The 17,042-nt window shown below is 71.8% G+C and carries 18 protein-coding genes; 6 read left to right on the top strand and 12 right to left on the bottom strand.

Going from position 1 to position 17,042, the window contains the following annotated elements; genetic code table 11:
• The first annotated feature begins 166 nt into the window (after positions 1-166).
• Positions 167-361, top strand: coding sequence for a CsbD family protein (locus tag ACIBK1_RS31175; RefSeq protein ID WP_030506614.1), 195 nt, complete (start codon positions 167-169; stop codon positions 359-361).
• A gap of 414 nt (positions 362-775) precedes the next feature.
• Here ACIBK1_RS31175 and ACIBK1_RS31180 read toward each other — a convergent pair whose 3' ends face one another.
• Together ACIBK1_RS31180 and ACIBK1_RS31185 are read right to left on the bottom strand one after the other, a co-directional pair.
• A complete protein-coding gene (locus ACIBK1_RS31180; RefSeq protein WP_269321769.1) occupies positions 776-901 on the bottom strand; it encodes a hypothetical protein in 126 nt (41 codons plus the stop codon).
• A 565-nt stretch (positions 902-1,466) separates the two neighbouring features.
• On the bottom strand, positions 1,467-2,111 hold the full coding sequence (locus tag ACIBK1_RS31185) for a hypothetical protein (protein ID WP_396739274.1): 645 nt from the start codon (positions 2,109-2,111) through the stop codon (positions 1,467-1,469).
• Positions 2,112-2,288: 177 nt separating this feature from the next.
• Here ACIBK1_RS31185 and ACIBK1_RS31190 point away from each other — a divergent pair, with 177 nt between their 5' ends.
• A complete protein-coding gene (locus ACIBK1_RS31190; RefSeq protein WP_030506612.1) occupies positions 2,289-2,873 on the top strand; it encodes a DJ-1/PfpI family protein in 585 nt (194 codons plus the stop codon).
• A 69-nt stretch (positions 2,874-2,942) separates the two neighbouring features.
• Here ACIBK1_RS31190 and ACIBK1_RS31195 read toward each other — a convergent pair whose 3' ends face one another.
• Entirely contained in the window at positions 2,943-3,707 is a 765-nt protein-coding gene (locus ACIBK1_RS31195) for an SDR family NAD(P)-dependent oxidoreductase (protein WP_396739276.1), read from the bottom strand.
• Positions 3,708-3,901: 194 nt separating this feature from the next.
• Between ACIBK1_RS31195 and ACIBK1_RS31200 the strand changes: the two genes are divergently transcribed.
• A complete protein-coding gene (locus ACIBK1_RS31200) occupies positions 3,902-4,489 on the top strand; it encodes a TetR/AcrR family transcriptional regulator (RefSeq protein ID WP_051761398.1) in 588 nt (195 codons plus the stop codon).
• A 92-nt stretch (positions 4,490-4,581) separates the two neighbouring features.
• Here the strand turns inward: ACIBK1_RS31200 and ACIBK1_RS31205 are convergent, their stop codons facing one another.
• Genes ACIBK1_RS31205 through ACIBK1_RS31230 form a run of 6 tightly spaced genes read right to left on the bottom strand, consistent with a single transcriptional unit; the run spans position 4,582 to position 10,839 of the window.
• A complete protein-coding gene (locus tag ACIBK1_RS31205) occupies positions 4,582-5,583 on the bottom strand; it encodes a M24 family metallopeptidase (RefSeq protein ID WP_396739279.1) in 1,002 nt (333 codons plus the stop codon).
• Complete coding sequence (locus ACIBK1_RS31210; protein WP_396739281.1) at positions 5,580-6,527, bottom strand: ABC transporter ATP-binding protein; 948 nt, start codon at positions 6,525-6,527, stop codon at positions 5,580-5,582. The genes ACIBK1_RS31205 and ACIBK1_RS31210 overlap by 4 nt, the downstream gene beginning before the upstream one ends.
• Positions 6,524-7,327 (bottom strand): ABC transporter ATP-binding protein, encoded by an 804-nt coding sequence (locus ACIBK1_RS31215; RefSeq protein WP_030506607.1) that lies wholly within the window; start codon positions 7,325-7,327, stop codon positions 6,524-6,526. Before ACIBK1_RS31215 ends, ACIBK1_RS31210 begins: the two co-directional genes overlap by 4 nt.
• Positions 7,324-8,199, bottom strand: coding sequence for an ABC transporter permease (locus ACIBK1_RS31220; protein ID WP_396739283.1), 876 nt, complete (start codon positions 8,197-8,199; stop codon positions 7,324-7,326). The genes ACIBK1_RS31215 and ACIBK1_RS31220 overlap by 4 nt, the downstream gene beginning before the upstream one ends.
• Positions 8,196-9,221 (bottom strand): ABC transporter permease, encoded by a 1,026-nt coding sequence (locus ACIBK1_RS31225; protein WP_231513771.1) that lies wholly within the window; start codon positions 9,219-9,221, stop codon positions 8,196-8,198. Before ACIBK1_RS31225 ends, ACIBK1_RS31220 begins: the two co-directional genes overlap by 4 nt.
• Positions 9,222-9,243: 22 nt before the next feature.
• Positions 9,244-10,839: an ABC transporter substrate-binding protein gene (locus tag ACIBK1_RS31230; protein ID WP_396739285.1), complete on the bottom strand. Its 1,596-nt coding sequence runs from the start codon at positions 10,837-10,839 to the stop codon at positions 9,244-9,246.
• A gap of 139 nt (positions 10,840-10,978) precedes the next feature.
• Here ACIBK1_RS31230 and ACIBK1_RS31235 point away from each other — a divergent pair, with 139 nt between their 5' ends.
• Positions 10,979-11,644 carry an Lrp/AsnC family transcriptional regulator gene (locus ACIBK1_RS31235; protein WP_396739449.1) on the top strand — a complete coding sequence of 222 codons (666 nt, stop codon included), beginning with the start codon at positions 10,979-10,981 and terminating at the stop codon, positions 11,642-11,644.
• A gap of 13 nt (positions 11,645-11,657) precedes the next feature.
• On the opposite strand, the gene ACIBK1_RS31240 is transcribed toward ACIBK1_RS31235, so the two are convergent.
• Entirely contained in the window at positions 11,658-12,008 is a 351-nt protein-coding gene (locus tag ACIBK1_RS31240; RefSeq protein ID WP_030506602.1) for a hypothetical protein, read from the bottom strand.
• A 127-nt stretch (positions 12,009-12,135) separates the two neighbouring features.
• Positions 12,136-13,164, bottom strand: coding sequence for an ROK family protein (locus ACIBK1_RS31245; protein WP_030506601.1), 1,029 nt, complete (start codon positions 13,162-13,164; stop codon positions 12,136-12,138).
• A gap of 506 nt (positions 13,165-13,670) precedes the next feature.
• On the opposite strand from ACIBK1_RS31245, the gene ACIBK1_RS31250 reads away from it, so the two are divergent.
• The gene (locus ACIBK1_RS31250) at positions 13,671-15,026 is read left to right on the top strand and encodes a cellulose-binding domain-containing protein (RefSeq protein ID WP_396739288.1); all 1,356 of its coding nucleotides are present in this window, start codon (positions 13,671-13,673) and stop codon (positions 15,024-15,026) included.
• A gap of 126 nt (positions 15,027-15,152) precedes the next feature.
• Positions 15,153-15,734: a hemerythrin domain-containing protein gene (locus ACIBK1_RS31255; protein ID WP_363421318.1), complete on the top strand. Its 582-nt coding sequence runs from the start codon at positions 15,153-15,155 to the stop codon at positions 15,732-15,734.
• A 68-nt stretch (positions 15,735-15,802) separates the two neighbouring features.
• Here the strand turns inward: ACIBK1_RS31255 and ACIBK1_RS31260 are convergent, their stop codons facing one another.
• Positions 15,803-17,002 (bottom strand): hypothetical protein, encoded by a 1,200-nt coding sequence (locus ACIBK1_RS31260; RefSeq protein ID WP_030506598.1) that lies wholly within the window; start codon positions 17,000-17,002, stop codon positions 15,803-15,805.
• Between the last annotated feature and the right edge of the window lie 40 nt (positions 17,003-17,042).

Below are 17,042 nucleotides of genomic sequence, written 5' to 3' on the forward strand. Positions count from 1 at the left end.
GTGCTGTAGTCCTTATTCCTAGCGTACGCCCGATTCGTCACTTTTTCCCGTTTTGGTGGGATTGTGTTTGCGGGGTGTGAGCGGCGACACGCCGAGCGGCGTTTAGTCCCTTCACCTGGGGAAAGAGGGTGTTCGTCAGCTTCTGGGAACTGAGAGGAGCGTCCGGATGAGCACGGAGGACAAGTTCCGCAACAAGTCGGAAGAGGTCGCCGGCAAGGCCAAGGAGGGGCTCGGCAAGGTCACCGACGACGAGAGCCTTGAGGCCGAGGGCCGGGCCGACCAGTCCAAGAGCCACATGAAGCAGGCCGGCGAGAAGGTCAAGGACGCCGCGGGCAAGGTGAAGGACGCCTTCAAGGACTGACCCGCGCGAGGGCGGCGATCCCGCGGGAGGCGACAGGCCGCCAGGAGCCCGGACGAAGGGGCCGGTGGCCGTCGCCGGGGGACGAGGGGCCGCCGAGCCGGGACGATCTCCCGGCGCTCCCGTCCCCGCTTGATGGTGTGGAGAGCGGCCGGCTCCCTGAGGGGGCCGGCTTCCGCATTCACCGGGCTGTTCACCCGGCATGACAGGTCAGTGGGACGACAGGTCGGCGGAGGCGCGATAGCGGAGGGGCTCCACATGAGCGGAGCCGGACGGTTCGCGGGGAGCGAGACAGTGGCCGGCAGTGTGCCCGGCAGTACGCCGGATGCGCCGCCTGATGCGACAGTCGTCGTCCCGGGGAGAACCGGTGCTTCCGGGCCGGTGGCGCCGGCCCGCGACGGTGATGACGCCCGCCGGTCAGGCCGCGTGTGGCAGCGAGACGCGGAAGGCCGACGTCACAAGAGCCTGAAAGAGACGCACGAGCAGCGCCTCCAGGACCATGATGGCCGCCCGGGAGAGGACGGCGGCGAGGAACTCGGACACTTAACACCTCGGTAGGACAAATCGGCTTCTAGGGAAGAGTGACGCATGAACCTCCCGAAACGGCGTAGTTAAGGTTACCGTTCGGTGAACGGCCGATGGCCGTTGCGGATACACGTCCTGATCATGCGTCCCCTGCCGTTGCCCCCGATCACGAGTCCCCGATCACGAGTCCCCGATCACGAGTCCCGATCACGAGGTCCCCGGGCGCGATTCGCCCCCCGCGCGGCCCTGAGCGTGCCCCAGACCACGCGGGCTCACGCGCCGGCCCTGTCGGCCTCGACCGTGTGGGCCCGTGTCGGCCCGTGTGGGCCCGTCGTCCTATGTGGGCCTGTCAGCCTGTGTGGGCCCGTGTCGAGCCGTGTGCCAGACGCCGCGCATCGGCCGGCACCGCTTGTCCGCCGGATGCCCCGTATGTCCCGGCGCGCCCCGAACGCGCGCCCCGAACACCCCTCGAACGCGCGCCTGGAACGCCCCCTGAACGCGCCTCGATCGATCGCAGAACCGTACGCCGATCTGTACGCCGATCGCGCGGTGCCGCCGGCGCGGACCGCGCGAGCGCCCCGCGTTACTTGGCGCCGGCCCTGGTGCGCCGGGCGGTGGTGGCGGGAGTCTTCGCCTCGCCCTTGGCCGTGGTGCTCCTCCTTCCGGCCGCCCGCCCCGCCGGCGTCGCCGGCTCCGGCATGCCGGCACCGGTGGCGGCCGTCCCCGGCGTGGGCGTGATCGTCCCGCGGGTCTCCTTCTGGGGGCCGCCGAACGGGGACCAGCGCTGCTCGCGGCCCCTGGCGCGCTGCGCGATCAAGGTTCCCGCGCCGATCGCCGCCGCCACCGGCCACTCCAGGATGCCGAGCGCGGCCAGCGCGCCGAGACCGCCGTAGTACATGATCCGCTCGGGCGGCGGGAGGAACGTGCGGGCGACGTCCATGGCGTGCCCGACGTCGCGGCCGCTGATGTGCGGCATGCCGACGTGCGGCAGGTGCATTTCGGGCGCCCGCAGCTGGACGCGCAGGAACGGCAGGTTCAGGTCCAGCTGGGGCCGGTGCTCCTCCTTCATCTCCATTCCCGGGCCGGTGCGCGGAGCCGGGGTGGGCGTGGGTGTGGGCGTCGTCCGGGCGCGGGTCGCCCGGCCCCGGGCGGTCGTCGTGCCGGTCGTGGCCGTGCCGGCAGTCGTGCCTGCCGTGGTCGTTTCCGGCGTCGCCTCGGTCGTGGTCATGGATCCTCCCCGATGACGTGTCCCCGACGCGGATCTCTGCCCGACCCGCGAGAGCTTCGGGAAAATGACCTTTCCATCCTCTATCGAGCCTCCTGTGGTTGCTGGTGCTGATAGCGACTATTTGCCCACTCTTGCCGGTGCTTTCGTCTCCGGAGGCCCCTGGGCGAGGATGGGGGCATGACACGGATCGGGATCTTGCTGTTCGACCAGGTGGAGGAACTGGACGCGGTGGGCCCCTGGGAGGTCTTCGGCGTGTGGGCGAAACTGTGCCCGGACGAGGCGGAGGTCGTCGCGTTCGCGCCCCGGGCGGGAGCCGTACGGGCGTCCAAGGGGCTGACGCTGCACGCCGAGATGTCGGCGGCCGACGTCGGCCACCTGGACGTCTTCCTGCACCCGGGCGGCGCGGGGACCCGCCCCCAGCTGAAGGACCCGGACCACCTCGCCTGGGTGCGGGACCTGCGCGGACGCGTGCCCCTGATGACCAGCGTCTGCACCGGGTCGCTCGTTTTCGCCGCGGCCGGGCTCCTGGCGGGCCGTCCGGCGACCACGCACTGGGGCGCCCTCGACCTGCTCGCCGAGCTCGACCCGACCATCGAGGTGCGGCGCGCGGAGCGCTTCGTCGACGACGGCGACGTCGTCACCTCGTCGGGGGTGTCGGCGGGCATCGACATGGCGCTCCACCTGGTGGCACGGCTCGCGGGGGCCGTCCGGGCCCGCGAGGTGCGCCGGCACATGCAGTACGACCCCGAGCCCCCCGTGTGAGCCGCCGGCATGGAATGCCACTGACGAAGGCCGCTCGGACACCAGAGGCGCGGGCCGGCGGCCCGCCTGTCACCAGGTCTGCTCGCCGGCGCGCACGAGGATCTCGTTGACCGCGACTCGACGGTCCCGGGTGACGATGTAGGAGACGGCGTCGGCGATGTCGTCCGGACGCAGCAACTCCATGGTCGCGATCTGGCGCTCCACGGCCTGCCGCACGCCGTCGCGGAGGTGCGAGCTCAGCTCGGTGTCCACCGTGCCGGGCTCCACCGCGCTCACCCGGAGGCCCTTCAGCAGGACCTCCTGCCGCAGGGCTTCGGTGAACCCGTTGACGCCGAACTTCGTCAGGTTGTAGACGGCCATGCCGGGCCGGGCGACCCGGCCTCCCGTGGAACTGATGTTGACCAGGTCCGTCACCTTCCGCGGGGAGTCCTCCGCGGCGCGGAGGAGGTGCGGCAGGGCGGCATGGGTGACGTACAGCAGGCCCTGGACATTGACCGCGAGCATGTGATCCCACTCCTCGAGCGGGGATTCCGCGGCCTGTCCCATGCCCATGAAACCGGCGTTGTTGACGAGCGTGTCCAGGCGGCCGAGCTCGGTCACCACGCTTTCCACCGCCGCCGCGGCCTGCCGCCGGTCGGTGAGGTCGGCCTCCACGACGAGGGCGGTGCCGCCGTCGGCCCGGACCTTGTCCGCGAGATCCTCCAGCCTGCCGCGTCGCCGTCCGAGGACGGCGACAGCCGCGCCCTCCGCGGCGAGGCGTCGGGCGGTCGCCTCGCCGATGCCGCTGCCGGCGCCGGTCACCAGCGCCACCGTGTTCCGCAGTCGTCCGGTCATGTCGTCTTCCTCCAGATGTCGCAGTCGTTGTCTTCGCGGGGGTGTGCAGCGGCACATGCCGTCCGCCGGCGACGGCCGAGTACGGCCGCTCGCGGAGAGGCCCGTAGCCGCGATAGCCTCTTATCCGGAACCGGTTCCGCTTGAACCATAACCGGAACTGGTTCCGCTTTCAAGGGCCAGGGAAGGGACTGGGAGTGGCCGACAACGGCAAGGACGACGCCGCGCGGCGGCACAGGCCGCTGCGAGCCGACGCGCAGCGCAACGAAGACCGTCTGCTCAAGGCCGCGGCGGCCGTCTTCGCCCGCGACGGAGCCGACGCCTCGGTCAAGGACGTCGCCCGTGAGGCCGGCGTGGGTGTCGGGACGCTCTACCGCCGGTTCCCGTCCAAGGAACTGCTGATCGAGGCGATGTACCGGCAGGAAGTGCGGCTCCTGTGCGAGGCGGCGCCCGAGCTCGTGGCCATGCTGCCCCCGGTGGACGCGCTACGGACGTGGATGGAGCGCTTCATCGACTTCATGGCCGCCAAGCACGGCATGGCCGACGCCCTCCGCGTGGTGCTGACCGACGACAGCGAGCGGCTGCAGACCCGCGCCGACCTCGCCGAAGCAGTGGATCGCCTTCTCGCTGCCGGGAGAAGGCACGAGGTCATGCGGGAACTGGTGAGGCCCCAGGACGTCCTGATGGCGCTCGGCGGCATCAGCTACATGGCGGGCACCGAGCAGGAACCCGGCCTTGCCGCACGGCTCATCGACCTGCTCCTGCACGGCATCGTGACGAGCTGAACGGCGCCTGGCCCGCGTCGGCGGCACCACCGTGATCGGGGCCCTGGCCGGTGCCGATTCGGCGCGCGGTGCCAGGGAGTGTCCGGCACGACCTAGTGGTCGAGGACGTGCAGCGCGCGGGAGCCGGTGCTGAGCAGCTCCGGCCCGTCCTCGCCGCACACGACCACGTCGGCCACCCGGGCGCCGAAGAGGTCGGGCAGGTAGATGGCGGGCTCCAGGCAGACGGTCATCCCGGCCTCGAACCTCTCGCCGGCCGCCAGCCAGGGCCCCTCCGCCGGGCTCAGCCCGATGCCCCGGCCGGCGCGGGCGGCGGCGTACGCGCCGTAGCCGCTGCCGTCGATGACCTCGCGGACGGTCGTCGCGGCCTCGGCGCACGCCACCCCGGGGCGTACGAGGTCGACGGCGGCCTGCTGCGCGGCGAGGACGACCGAGTACATGGCGTCGAAGTCCTCCGGCGGCTCGGCGACCGCGAAGACCCGGGTGACCTCGGCGCAGTAGCCGTTCCAGCGCCCGCCGACCGAGACGAGCAGCGCGTCGCCGGGGTTGATCACCCGCTCGCACGGCTGGTGCCGCGCGTCGGCGGAGTGCTCGCCCGCCGCGACGAGCACGGAGGACGCCCCTTCGGAGCCAGTCTCGGCGAGCATGGCCCGCAGCCTGCGGGCCATCGCCAGCTCGGTGGCGCCGAACCAGGCCAGCTCGCGGGCGGCGAGCAGCACGGCGTCGGCCGCCGCGGCGGAGTGCCGCATCGCGGCCACCTCGTCGGCCCGCTTGCGCAGGCGGAGCGGCGCGAGCACGGCCGAGGCCAGCACGAGCTCCGCGTCGAGGCGCAGCGCGAACAGCTCGGCGGCGTGCATCTGCGGGTCCACCGCCACGCGGCGGGCCGTCGGCGGCACGAGGGCCGCCGCCTGCGCGAGGTCGCCGGCCTGGGCGGGCGGCCCGTCGAGCGCCACCACGAGATAGCTCTCGCCGCCCGCGCCCTTCGGCGAGGCCGCGCGCAGGTACCGGAAGTCCGGAGAGGGCCGCAGCACGAGGGCGTCGACCCCCGCCCCGGTCATCCCCGCGCGTACGTCCTCCAGCATGAGCGGGTCGATCATGACAGGGAGGACGGCTCCGGCGCGTGCAGCCAGCAGGCCACCGGCCCGAAGTCCGGTTCCTTCTCCCGGCACACGTCCATGACGAACGGGCAGCGGGGGTGGAACCGGCAGCCCGCCGGGGGATCGGCGGGGTCGGGCACGTCCCCGGGCAACTCGGCGGGTAGCACGCCGGCGCCGTCGGGGGAGGGGATCGCGGCGAGCAGCGCCCGCGTGTACGGGTGCCGGGGGTCGGCCCACACCTCGGCGGTGGGCCCGGTCTCCACCACCTTGCCGAGGTACATGACCGCGATCCGGTCGGCGATCAGCCGTACGACGGACAGGTCGTGGCTGATGAACAGCAGGCCCGCGCCGGACTCCACGGCGAGGTCGCGCATCAGCCGGGCCACCTGCGCCTGGGCGGAGGCGTCCAGCGCCGAGATCGGCTCGTCCCCGATCAGCAGCGACGGCCGGGCGGCGAGCGCCCGCGCGATCGCGACGCGCTGCCGCTGCCCGCCGGAGAACTCGTGCGGGTATCGGCCGGCGAACGCGCGCGGCAACCCGACCCGTTCGAGCAGGTCGGCGGGGCTGGTCGCGGTGTCGCCCGCGGTCCGCAGCCCGTCGGCGATCTGCGCGCCCACGCGGCGGCGCGGGTTCAGCGAGGAGTACGGGTCCTGGAACACCATCTGCACGCCGGTGAGCGCGGGGTCCCTGCGGCGCAGCCCGAGGGGCGTCACCGGCCGCCCGCCGACGTGGATCCGTCCCGAGGCCGCGCCGTGCAGCCCGCACACCGCCCGGGCCAAGGTGGACTTGCCGCATCCCGACTCGCCGACCAGGCCGACGACCTCGCCGGCGGCGACGTGCAGGCTGGCCCTGGCCACCGCTCTCACGACCGGGCGGCCCGGCGTGCGGTGCTCCACGACCAGGTCCTCCACGGACAACAGGGGCCCTGTCTGCGGCACGGTCATGGCGAGTTCTCCCCAGGAGGCACGGGCAGGGCGTCGAGCAGCGAGCGGGTGTAGGGGTGGCGCGGCTCGCGCAGCACCCGGCCGCGCGGGCCGGTCTCCACGACCAGCCCGTCCTTCATCACGCTCACCTCGTCGGCGACCGCCGACATCACGCCGAGGTCGTGGGTGACGAGGAGGACGGCGAGGCCGAGGTCGTCGCACAGGCCGCGCAGCAGGCGGAGGATCCCGGCCTGCACGGTGACGTCGAGCGCGGTCGTCGGCTCGTCGGCGATGAGCACCTCGGGCTCGCAGGCCAGCGCGACGGCGATGGCGATCCGCTGCCGCATGCCGCCGGAGAACTGGTGCGGGTAGCGCTTCAGCGCCTCCTCGGGCCCCGGGATGCGCACCTTGGCGAGCAGGGCGGCGGCCCGCTCCCGCGCGTCCTTCCTGCCGATGCCCAGGTGGTGGCGCATGTGCTCGGTGAGCTGCCGCTCCACCGTCAGCATCGGGTGCAGGCTGGTCGCCGGGTCCTGGAAGACCATGGCGATCTTCGCGCCGCGCACCTCGTTGAGCTCGCGGGCGGGCATCTCCAGCAGGTCACGGCCGCCGAAGGCGATCCGTCCCGACGCGCGGGAGCCGTGGGGGAGCAGGCCGAGCACGGCCAGACCGGTCATGGTCTTGCCCGAGCCGCTCTCGCCGGCGAGGCCGTGCACGCGGCCCGCCTCCAGGGTCAGGTCGACGCCGTGCAGGACGTCGTGGCCGCCGATCGACACCCGCAGCCCTTCGATCGTCAGCGCCGCCGTCTTCTGTGCGGCCGTCACAGCGCACGCTCCTTGATCGCCTGGGCGGTACGCGGGTCGAGCGCGTCGCGCAGCGTGTCGCCGAGGAAGTTGAACGCGAGGACGACCGTCAGGATCGCGAGCCCGGGGAACGTCGCGACCCACCAGCTGTCGAAGACCTCCACGCCTCCCGCGACCATCGCGCCCCACTCGGGCGACGGCGGCTTCGCGCCGAGCCCGAGGAACGACAGGCCCGACAGCAGCAGCAGCGCGGTGCCGATGTCGAGGGTGGCGAGCACCAGGACCGGCCCGGTGACGTTCGGCAGCACGTCCACGCGCAGCGACCGCCAGGCGGAGAAGCCCAGCAGCCGGCCGCTCAGCACGAACTCCCGCTCCCGCACACCGAGCACGAGGCCGCGGGTCACCCGCGCGTACGCCGGCCAGGCGACGACGAGCACAGCGAGCACCGCGTTGCCGAGGCTCGCGCCGAGGGCGGCGGCGACGACCATCGCGAGGATGACGGTGGGGAAGGCGAACACGAGGTCGGCCAGGCGCATGATCGTCTCGTCCACCCACCGGCCGAAGTAGCCCGCGCAGGCGCCGAGCAGGCCTCCGAACACCACCGACAGCGCCACGAGCAGCAGCGTCAGCGGGATGGACACCCGCGCGCCGTACATGATCCGGCTGAGGATGTCGCGGCCGAGCTGGTCGGTGCCGAGCCAGTGGCCGGGGCCGGGCGGCGCGAGCCTGGGCAGCTCCTGCGCCAGCGGGTCGTGCGGCGCGAGCAGCGGCGCGGCCAGCGCGACCACGATCCAGGCCAGCGCGACGACGGTGCCGACGATCGCCAGCGGCCGCCGCCACGCCTGCGGGAGCCGGCTCCCGCGGCGGCGCGCGAACAGGCCGGCGCGCTTCACGAGACCCTCACTCTCGGGTCGATGACGCCGTACAGCACGTCGACGACCAGGTTGATGACGAGGTAGACCACGCCCACCACGAGGCCGACGCCCATGACGGCGGGCAGGTCGAGGGTGGTGGCGCTCTTGTAGGCGTACTGGCCGACCCCGGGCCAGGCGAAGACGGCCTCCACCAGCACGGTGCCGGACAGCAGGCTGCCGAACGCCAGGCCGGCGACGGTGATGACGGGCACCAGCGCCGGGCGCAGGACATACCGGAACAGCACCACGCGGCCGGGGAGGCCCTTGGCGCGGGCGGCGCGCACGTAGTCCTGCCCGAGCACTTCGAGGACCGCCGAGCGGGTGAACCGCGTCAGCAGGCCGATCGTGTAGAGGGCCAGCACGAGCGCCGGCGCGGCCAGGTGGCCGACGGCCGAGGAGAACACGTCCCAGCGTCCCGACAGCAGGGCGTCGACCGTGTAGAGGCCCGTGACCTGCGGCGGCGGGGTCATCCCTGGGTCGATCCGGCCGCTGCCCGGGGTGACCTGCAACCGGAAGAAGAACACGTAGAACGCCACAAGCGCGAGCCAGAACGTCGGCACCGAGATGCCGATCAGGCTGAGCACCCGCAGCACGTGGTCGGAGAGCCGGTCGCGGCGCAGCGCCGCGACCACGCCGAATCCGACGCCGAGGATCAGCGAGACGAGGATCGCGGCCCCGGCCAGCTCCAGCGTGGCCGGCACGGACTCGGCGAGGTCGTCCAGCACCGGGCGGTGGCTCTGCTGGCTCGTCCCGAGGTCGCCGTGCAGCAGCCCTTCGAGGTGCATCAGGTATTGCTGCGGCAGCGGCCGGTCGAGGCCGTGGTCGGCGCGCCACTGGGCCACGATCGCCGGGTCGCCGACCGCCCGCTGACCGAGGTTGGCCGCCACCGGGTCGCCCGGCACCAGGTTGGTCAGCACGAAGGTGATCAGCGTGATCCCGACCGCCAGCAGCAGAGCCGTGAGGATGCGCCGCACCAGGAACCGGGCGAGCGGACTGCGCACCGCCCGGTTCCCCGTACGGCGTCTACTTGGCGCCGAGGTCGGCGACATTGATCGTCCACACGGGGTGGTACTCCACACCGGTGACGGACGCCGCCGTCACGATGTTCTGGCCGGGCTGGATCAGCGGCATGAACGGACCGGTCGCGTTGAGCTTCTGCTGGAAGTCGGTGTACGCCTGCTTGCGGTCGTCGTCGGTCACCGCGGCGCCGGCCTTGTCGGCCGCGGACTCGACGTCCTTGTCCGCGCCCGCCTTCCATCCGGCCCGCAGGCCGACCAGCTTGCCCGGGGCGAACGACAGGTAGTTGCTGGGGTCGGGGAAGTCGGGGCCCCAGTACCACAGGCCCAGCTCCTCCTTGCCGTTGCGGTAGTTGTCCAGCGCGGTGGTGACCGGGGCGGGGGCCAGCTCGACCGTGATGCCGACCTCCTTGAGGTTGGCCTGGATGCGCTCGGCCAGCGGCTGGAAGGACAGGCCGTTCACGGTCAGCTCGCTGGGGTACTCCAGCTTGACCGTGGGGTCGGTCACGCCGCTCGCCGCGAGCGCCGCCTTGGCGCCCTCGACGTCACGCGTGGCCGCCTGGTCGGCCGGGAGCGCGCCGAGGAACATCGACGGGATGATGCCCGACGCCTGGGTCGAGCCCTCACCGGCCAGCTCCAGCAGGCCCGGGTAGTCGATGCCCTTGCGCACCGCCTCGACGAACTTGGGGTTGGAGGTGATCTTGCTGACGCCCGAGTCCTGGTTGGCGAGCAGGAAGAACACGTACGCCGAGGTGGTCCGCTTGACCTGCAGCCCGCCGGAGATGCCGGCCACCTGGTCGCCGGACAGGTTCAGCGCCACCTGGCTGTCGCCGCGCTGCACGTTGAGCTTCTGCGTGGCCGACTCGACGTTGCGGATGACCACCTTGTCGTAGTACGGCTTCTTCGCGCCCCAGTACTGCGCGTTCGCCTTCAGCACGACCTGGCTGCTCACGTTGAACGACTCGATCGTGTACGGCCCCGAGCCGGCCGAAGCGGAGTTGAGGTACTGCTCGGCCTTGTCGCTCGGGTCGTTTGTCGCGCCGTGCTCCTTGGCCGCCTTGGAGTTGAGGATGCCGAGGGCCGGGTTGGGCAGGATGTACGGAAGCGCCGGGTTGGAGGTCTTCGACGTCAGCGTGATGGTCGTGTCGTCGGTCTTGGCGATCTCCACGCCGTCGAGCAGGAACGACGGCGTGCCCTTCATGTCGCGCACGCGGGTGAGCGAGAACACCACGTCGTCGGCCGTCACCGGGGAGCCGTCGGCGAACTTCGCGCCCTGCCGCAGCTTGAGGGTGAGCTCCTTGCCGTCGGGCGACAGTTCGTACGACTCGGCGAGCGACGGCACCGGCTTGGTGACGTCGGAGCCTTCGAACGTGAGAAGCGTGTCGTAGGTCGCCTTGTCGACGATCAGGCCGGTCGGCTCGTACGTCCGCCCCGGGTCCGCCGTCTTGAGGTCGAACGAGGTGTCGATCACGAGCGTCTTGCCCGCGGCGCCGCTCTGGGTGCTGCTGGACGAGCCGCCGCCGGAGCAGGCCGCGAGGGCGAGGGCGCCGGTGAGCGCAACCGGCAGCAGGCCGGCCCTCACCTGCCACGAACGGGTCGTCATTATGTGTCCTCCGAAAACAGGCCAACTCTTGGCCGTATGGACGTTTGGTCGCCGATCGTCCAGGATTGTCCGGCAGAAAGTCCAGCTCGTGCGGCCAAGCCGAGACGTATCTCCCACGGAGGATCGACCAGTGACCGAAATGTCAAGCAACTCGGGGTCCGGGGGCGGCGCCACTGGACGGATCGGCATCGGCCTGGAGCTGGACGCCACCCATCTGAAGATCCTCGAGGTGCTCAGGGAGAACGGGCGGATCTCGGTGTCCGCCCTCGCCGAGCGGGTGGGGATCTCCCGGGCCAACGCCTACACGAGGTTCGAGGCGCTGCGCGCCGACGGCGTGATCAAGCGCTTCACGGCCGAGATCGACCACCAGCGGGCCGGTCTCGGCATCGTCGCGCTGATCTTCGTGACCGTGCGACAGCAGATGTGGCGGCAGTTCCGCGCCCAGCTCGCACAGATGCCGGAGGTGGAGTACTGCGCCATCACGACCGGGCAGCACGACGCCATGATCCAGGTGCGGATGGCCGACGTGGCCGAGGTGCACGCGATGGTCACGGAACGGCTCGCCAACATCCCGGCCGTCAAGGCCACCGAGACCGTGTTCATCCTCGACGAGGTGCTCAGGCGGCCGTACGTGCTGCCGGGCGACCGGGAGCGGGACCGGGGCCGCGGCGCCCCGCGGCGGCCCGCGCCCGCGGCCTCCCCCGAGCCCGAACAGGGGCAGGGGCAGGGGCAGGGGCTGCCGCTCGGCAAGATGCGCTTCGTCGGCGCGGCCGAGGGCCGCGCCGCGCTGCGTGACGCGACCTAGCCGGAGGGGACGGTCAGGGGACCACTTCGGCGCAGACGCTGACGTGGGTGGCGTCGTCGCCCTCGAACTGGAACTCCTCCACCAGGCGCAGCCGGCCGTCCTCGGCCGTCTCGATGCGGCTGGTGCTGCGGCCGCTCGCGCGCTCGCCGGTCTTCAGCAGGTGGACGTAGGACAGCTCGATGCGGTCGGTGTCCCGCGTGCCGACGAACCGGCCGTGGACCACGGTGTCGCCCGTGTAGTGCCCCCAGATGACGCCGCCCGACTCCTCGTAGGCGAACTCGGTCGGCGCGTCGGCGTCGACCGCGCTGGCCGTGGAGCTGATCATGACGAAGCGGCGGCCGTTGAGCAGGTCTGTGTCGTTCACGAGTCCGCATCGTGCCGAACCGAACGAGATTCGCAACCCGCTCTGGACGTTCCGCTCACCGGACCCCGGCCGGGCCGGTGATCCGTCCAGCCCACCCGCCGCGGCGGGGTCCGATCGTGAACAGGTGTCAGCGGCCGACGATCTCGGCGAGGGCGGCGAGCGCCGCGCCCCGGGCGCCGGCCATGTCGAGGTCCTCGACCAGCGTCACCGAGGCCACCCGCCGCTGCTCCTCGCGCAGCAGGGTGTGCTCGCGGACCTTCTCCAGGAACCACTCGCGGAAGTGCGGGGCCGCCTCGACCACCCCGCCGCCCAGGAAGTACGCGTCCGGGTCGGTGAAGTTGGCCGCGATCGTGAACAGCCTGCCGATGGCCATGGCCTGCTGCTCGAAGACCTTGAGCGCGAGCGGGTCGCCGTTCTCGGCGTAGCCGCGCAGCAGCTTGGCGGCCTTCCCCACGGGCTCGACCCCGTGGAGCTCGTGGTCCGGGAAGCGGGTCAGCCAGTAGGGCAGCAGGTTCTTCTCGATGCCGGTCAGCGACGCCACGCTCTCGGCGTCCCCGACGAAACCGCAGTTGCACTCGGGGAGCGGCTGGCCGTCCTCCAGCAGGCCCTGCAGAGGGATGTGGACGTGCCCGAGCTCGCCGGCCATCCCGGCCGCGCCCTTCACCACGTGTCCCGACTGGATGACGCCGCCGCCGAGCCCGGTGCCGACGATCGCCGAGACCGACGAGTGCTGCCAGGCGTCCGGCCCGAAGCGTACGTGGTGGGAGTAGAGGGCCGCCGCGTTGCCGTCGTTGTTGTAGACCACCGGCAGCCCCAGCCGGGACTCCAGGGCCCCGCGGAAGTCGAAGCCGAACCAGCCGGGATCGACGAAGTTGGTCGCGCCCTTCGAGGAGATCACGCCGTCGGCGCTGGCCGGGCCCGGGGTGTCCAGGCCCACCGCGCGTACGGTGGAGCGCGGCGTGCCGGTCAGTTCCAGCACGTTGTCGAGGGCGAGCAGCAGCTGCTCGACCGCGACCTCAGGACCCTCCCGGACGAGGCTGGGGGTCTCGACCAACCGGTCCACGAGGAACCGCCCGGAGGCGTCGAGGACGGTCGCGTTGTTGCTTGTGCCGCCGTTGTCGAGCCCGACGACGACCCAGGACCCTGCATCTGCCATTGGGGGTTGTCCTTTGCGTTCGCGCGTGTCAGTGCGAAGACTACGAGAGTCGGGCGCGCGGGGCACCGGCCCCCTCGCAACAGGCGGGGCACAACCCAGGCAGGTGCGGGCATGAGAGGGCCCGGGCGTGACGACGCGCGGGTGCGCACGGTGAAAGATTCAGTTCGCCCCGTCGCCCGCGCCCGGCCGTCTCCGGCCCATGCCGTGCCCCTGAGCTGCGCGGGCGTCGCTTGCGCCGGGGCGGGCCCGGCTCGGGAGCGGCGGCGTCCGTTGACCGGTTCCGCGACCCGGAGAAAACATCTGCGTCCGGGGGCCGCAGCGTCGCGACCCGTCTGTCCCAGTGGCCGCGGCCCCGAGCGGGAGCGCGCCTACCTTCGCCTGTCCGTGCATGCCCGCGCTTGCCCGTGTCCGCCCGCGCATCGCCCGGCGCCTGTCTCGGGGAGGGAGCGCGGCGCGCGAGCGGGGCGGTGTGCCGAACGAGCAGATGCGCAGAAATCGAGGTACGCATGAAGCAGTTCCGTCCCGTCCGAGGGCATCGCCCCGCCGCCCGCGGCCTGCCGGGCTCTCCGGTGGCGCGCCTGGTCGCGGCCCTGGCCGCGCTGGTCGCCGGCCTCGTGGTCGTGCTGGTGCCCGGCACCGCCTCCGCGGCTCCCGTCTGCAAGGTGGACTACACGACCAACCAGTGGCCGGGCGGCTTCACCGCCTCGGTGCGGCTCACCAACCTCGGCGCGGCGGTCAGCGGATGGACGCTGCGCTGGACGGCGGGCACCGGCGAGCAGATCACCAACGCCTGGAGCGCGCAGGTCAGCCAGTCGGGCACGACCGTGACCGCGGCCAACGTCGCCTGGAACGGCTCGCTGGCCACGGGCGGCGTCGCCGACTTCGGGTTCCAGGGCACCTGGTCGGGCGGCCTCGCGACGCCGTCCGACTGGTCGTTGAACGGCGTGCCGTGCGGCGGCTCCTCCTCGCCGTCGCCTTCGCCTTCGCCTTCGCCGTCGCCCACGGTGGACCACTCGCCGTCACCGTCTCCGTCACCCTCACCCTCGCCGACCGTCGACCACTCGCCGTCGCCGTCGCCGTCGCCGTCGCCGTCTCCGTCCCCTTCGCCTTCGCCGTCCCGCTCGCCCTCGCCGTCTCCCTCGCCCAGTCCTTCGGTGACGCCCTCGCCGTCCGGCTGCTCGGGGACCGGCCTGGTCGTCTGCGCCGGCTTCGAGGACCAGTCGGGCACGCCGTCCGGTGAGTGGCAGGTGACCACTCCGAACTGCTCGGGCACCGGCACCGCCACGATCGACACCGCCACCGCGCACAGCGGCGGCAGGTCGCTGCGGATCAACGGCGGCGGCAACTACTGCAACCACATCTTCGCCTCGACCACCAAGAACGTCTCCGGCATCGCGCCCGTGGTGTACGGCCGCATGTGGGTGCGCCACACCACCGCGCTCCCCTCGGGCCACGTCGCGATGATCACGATGTCGGACTCCAGGGACGGCGGCAAGGACCTGCGCATCGGCGGCCAGAACGGCGCCCTGCAGTGGAACCGGGAGTCCGACGACGCCACGCTGCCCGAGCAGAGCCCGTCCGGCGTCGCGCTGAGCGCCCCGCTGCCCGTCAACCGCTGGGTCTGCCTGCGCTTCCAGATCGACACCACGCAGCAGGCCATGCGTACGTACCTGGACGACCAGGAGGTCGCCGGCCTGCGGGTGGACGGCACGCCGACCACCGACGTGGACTCCCAGTGGCTGCGCCGCTCCACCGCGCCCCGGCCCACGACGTTCCGCCTGGGCTGGGAGAGCTACGGCAGCGACTCCGACACCATCTGGTACGACGACGTGGCGCTGGGGTCGAGCCCGATCGGCTGCTGATCACCGTGCGGCAGGGGTAGATAGCCGGGTATCCGCCATGTGCGGTCAGGCTCGACCGTGGTCCCGTTTCGTCCGGCGCCCGGCCTCCCGCGGGAGGCCGGGCGCCGTATCCGAGGGGAGAGGGACATGACCGACGTGCAGCACCCGGTGCCGGAACTGATGAAGGAAGGCGACGTCGTCGACCTGCTCGTCCACCAGCACGCGCTGATCAGGGACATGTTCGACGAGGTGGAGCACGCCGCGCCAGGACAGCGCGACGAGCCGTTCCGGCGGCTGGTGCGCATGCTGGCCGTCCACGAGACGGCGGAGGAGGAGATCGTCCACCCCTACACCCGGCTGCGGGTGGACGGGGGAGCGGGCGTGGTGGCCGACCGTCTCAAGGAGGAGCGCGAGGCCAAGGAGATGCTCCGCAGGCTGGACGAGATGGGCCCGGAGCACCCCGGCTTCATGGCGGAGCTGGACAGGCTGCGGCTGGCCGTGCTCGCGCACGCGCGGGCCGAGGAGCGTTACGAGTTCACCAGGCTCCGGGCCGAGACGACGGCGGCCGAGCGGCGGGCGATGGCGCTCGGCGTGCGGGCCGCCGAGGCGATGGCTCCGACCCGTCCGCGCCCGGGGGTGGAGTCGATGACGAGGAACCTGCTGCTGGGCCCGCCGGCGGCGATCATGGATCGAGCGCGCGACCTGATCCGGCAGGCGCTGCGCAGGTAAGGGCGTGATCCCTGGCCCGGGTCCGCACGCGTACGCCGCGGACCCGGGCCGGGGCCCGTTCTCAGTGTTCAGTGGGTGCGCAGGCTGTAGAGGGGGTGGGTGCCCTCGGTTTCCAGGCGGTACTCGTCGCCCGACCTGGCGCGGTTCTCGTCGATGACGCGCTCGCTGGGCGGTTCCTCCCCGCCCATGAGCTGGTCCTGCCAGCGCTGGAACCGCTCGTGGGCCTCCTGGACATACCCGGTGCCCAGGGTCGTGTAGTCGATCTGCGTGGAGATCAGCTCGCGCAGGTACTCCTTGTTCGGCTCGAACGTCACCGGTTTCGGCAGCTCCCGGGCCACCGCCTGCTCCGGGTCGCGTCCGTCGTGCCGGCGGAACATGTCCGCGGCGATCCGCAGGTGCTCCAGCTCCATGTTCAGATGCAGCTCCCAGATCGCCTTGATCCTCGGGTTGGACTCGGTCTGCATGAACGAGTGGTAGAGGTAGCACTCGTTGTACTCGTGGTTGAGCCACTGCTCCCACCACGACTCGCCCGGATCGAGCAGCGACTCGTAGTGCGTGACGTGCTCTTCCTCGATGAGCCCGATCTCCTGGTAGAGCTGCCGCGCGATCGGCTCCATGTACATCGGGCCGACGTTCATGTAGAAGTTCATCGTCTGCTGCTCGGCGGACATGACGGTCAACGCGTGCAGTTTGGAGATCGCCTGCGCCGTCTCCCGGTCGTAGTGCTCGCGGACGTTGTCGACCGGGTGGCGGTGGTGCATCTTCGTCGGCCGGCCCGGCATCACCTCGGTCAGCTGGTCGACGATCTTCTCCGCCTTGCGGTGCTCGATCATCTCGTACAGGTTGGCGTACCGGTACAGGTGGTCGAAGTCCTCCAGCACGCCGAACTGGTAGGCCTGCTTGAGATAGGGGTCGGGCTCCATGCGGGCCACCCAGGCGGTCAGGTCCACCGCCACCTGCTCGTAGGCGAGGGTCGTCTCCAGCACCGAGGACGTGCCCGGGAGCAGCCAGTTGACCGCCTTCTGCTGCTGGGCCTCGATGTAGCGCACCTCCGCCAGGCGCTGCCGCACCTCCAGGTCCTGGCAGCGCCTGGCGAAATGGTGGCTGAACATGATCGCTTCGATCTCGATGCCGTTCATCGTGATGATCCGGCACCGGGTGTAGGGATCGGCGCGGTCGGGATCGATCGGTTCGACATTCAGCTCGCGCCAGTTGCGCAGCTGCCGATCCAGCGGGATCCCCCGCTCCTGCAGCGGATTGAACGTCATCTCCGTGCTCCTCCCACGATTGGCGCTGGGCGTACCCAAA

Origin of the sequence: Microbispora rosea, from assembly GCF_044460045.1 — a bacterium.
Lineage (GTDB): Bacteria > Actinomycetota > Actinomycetes > Streptosporangiales > Streptosporangiaceae > Microbispora > Microbispora rosea.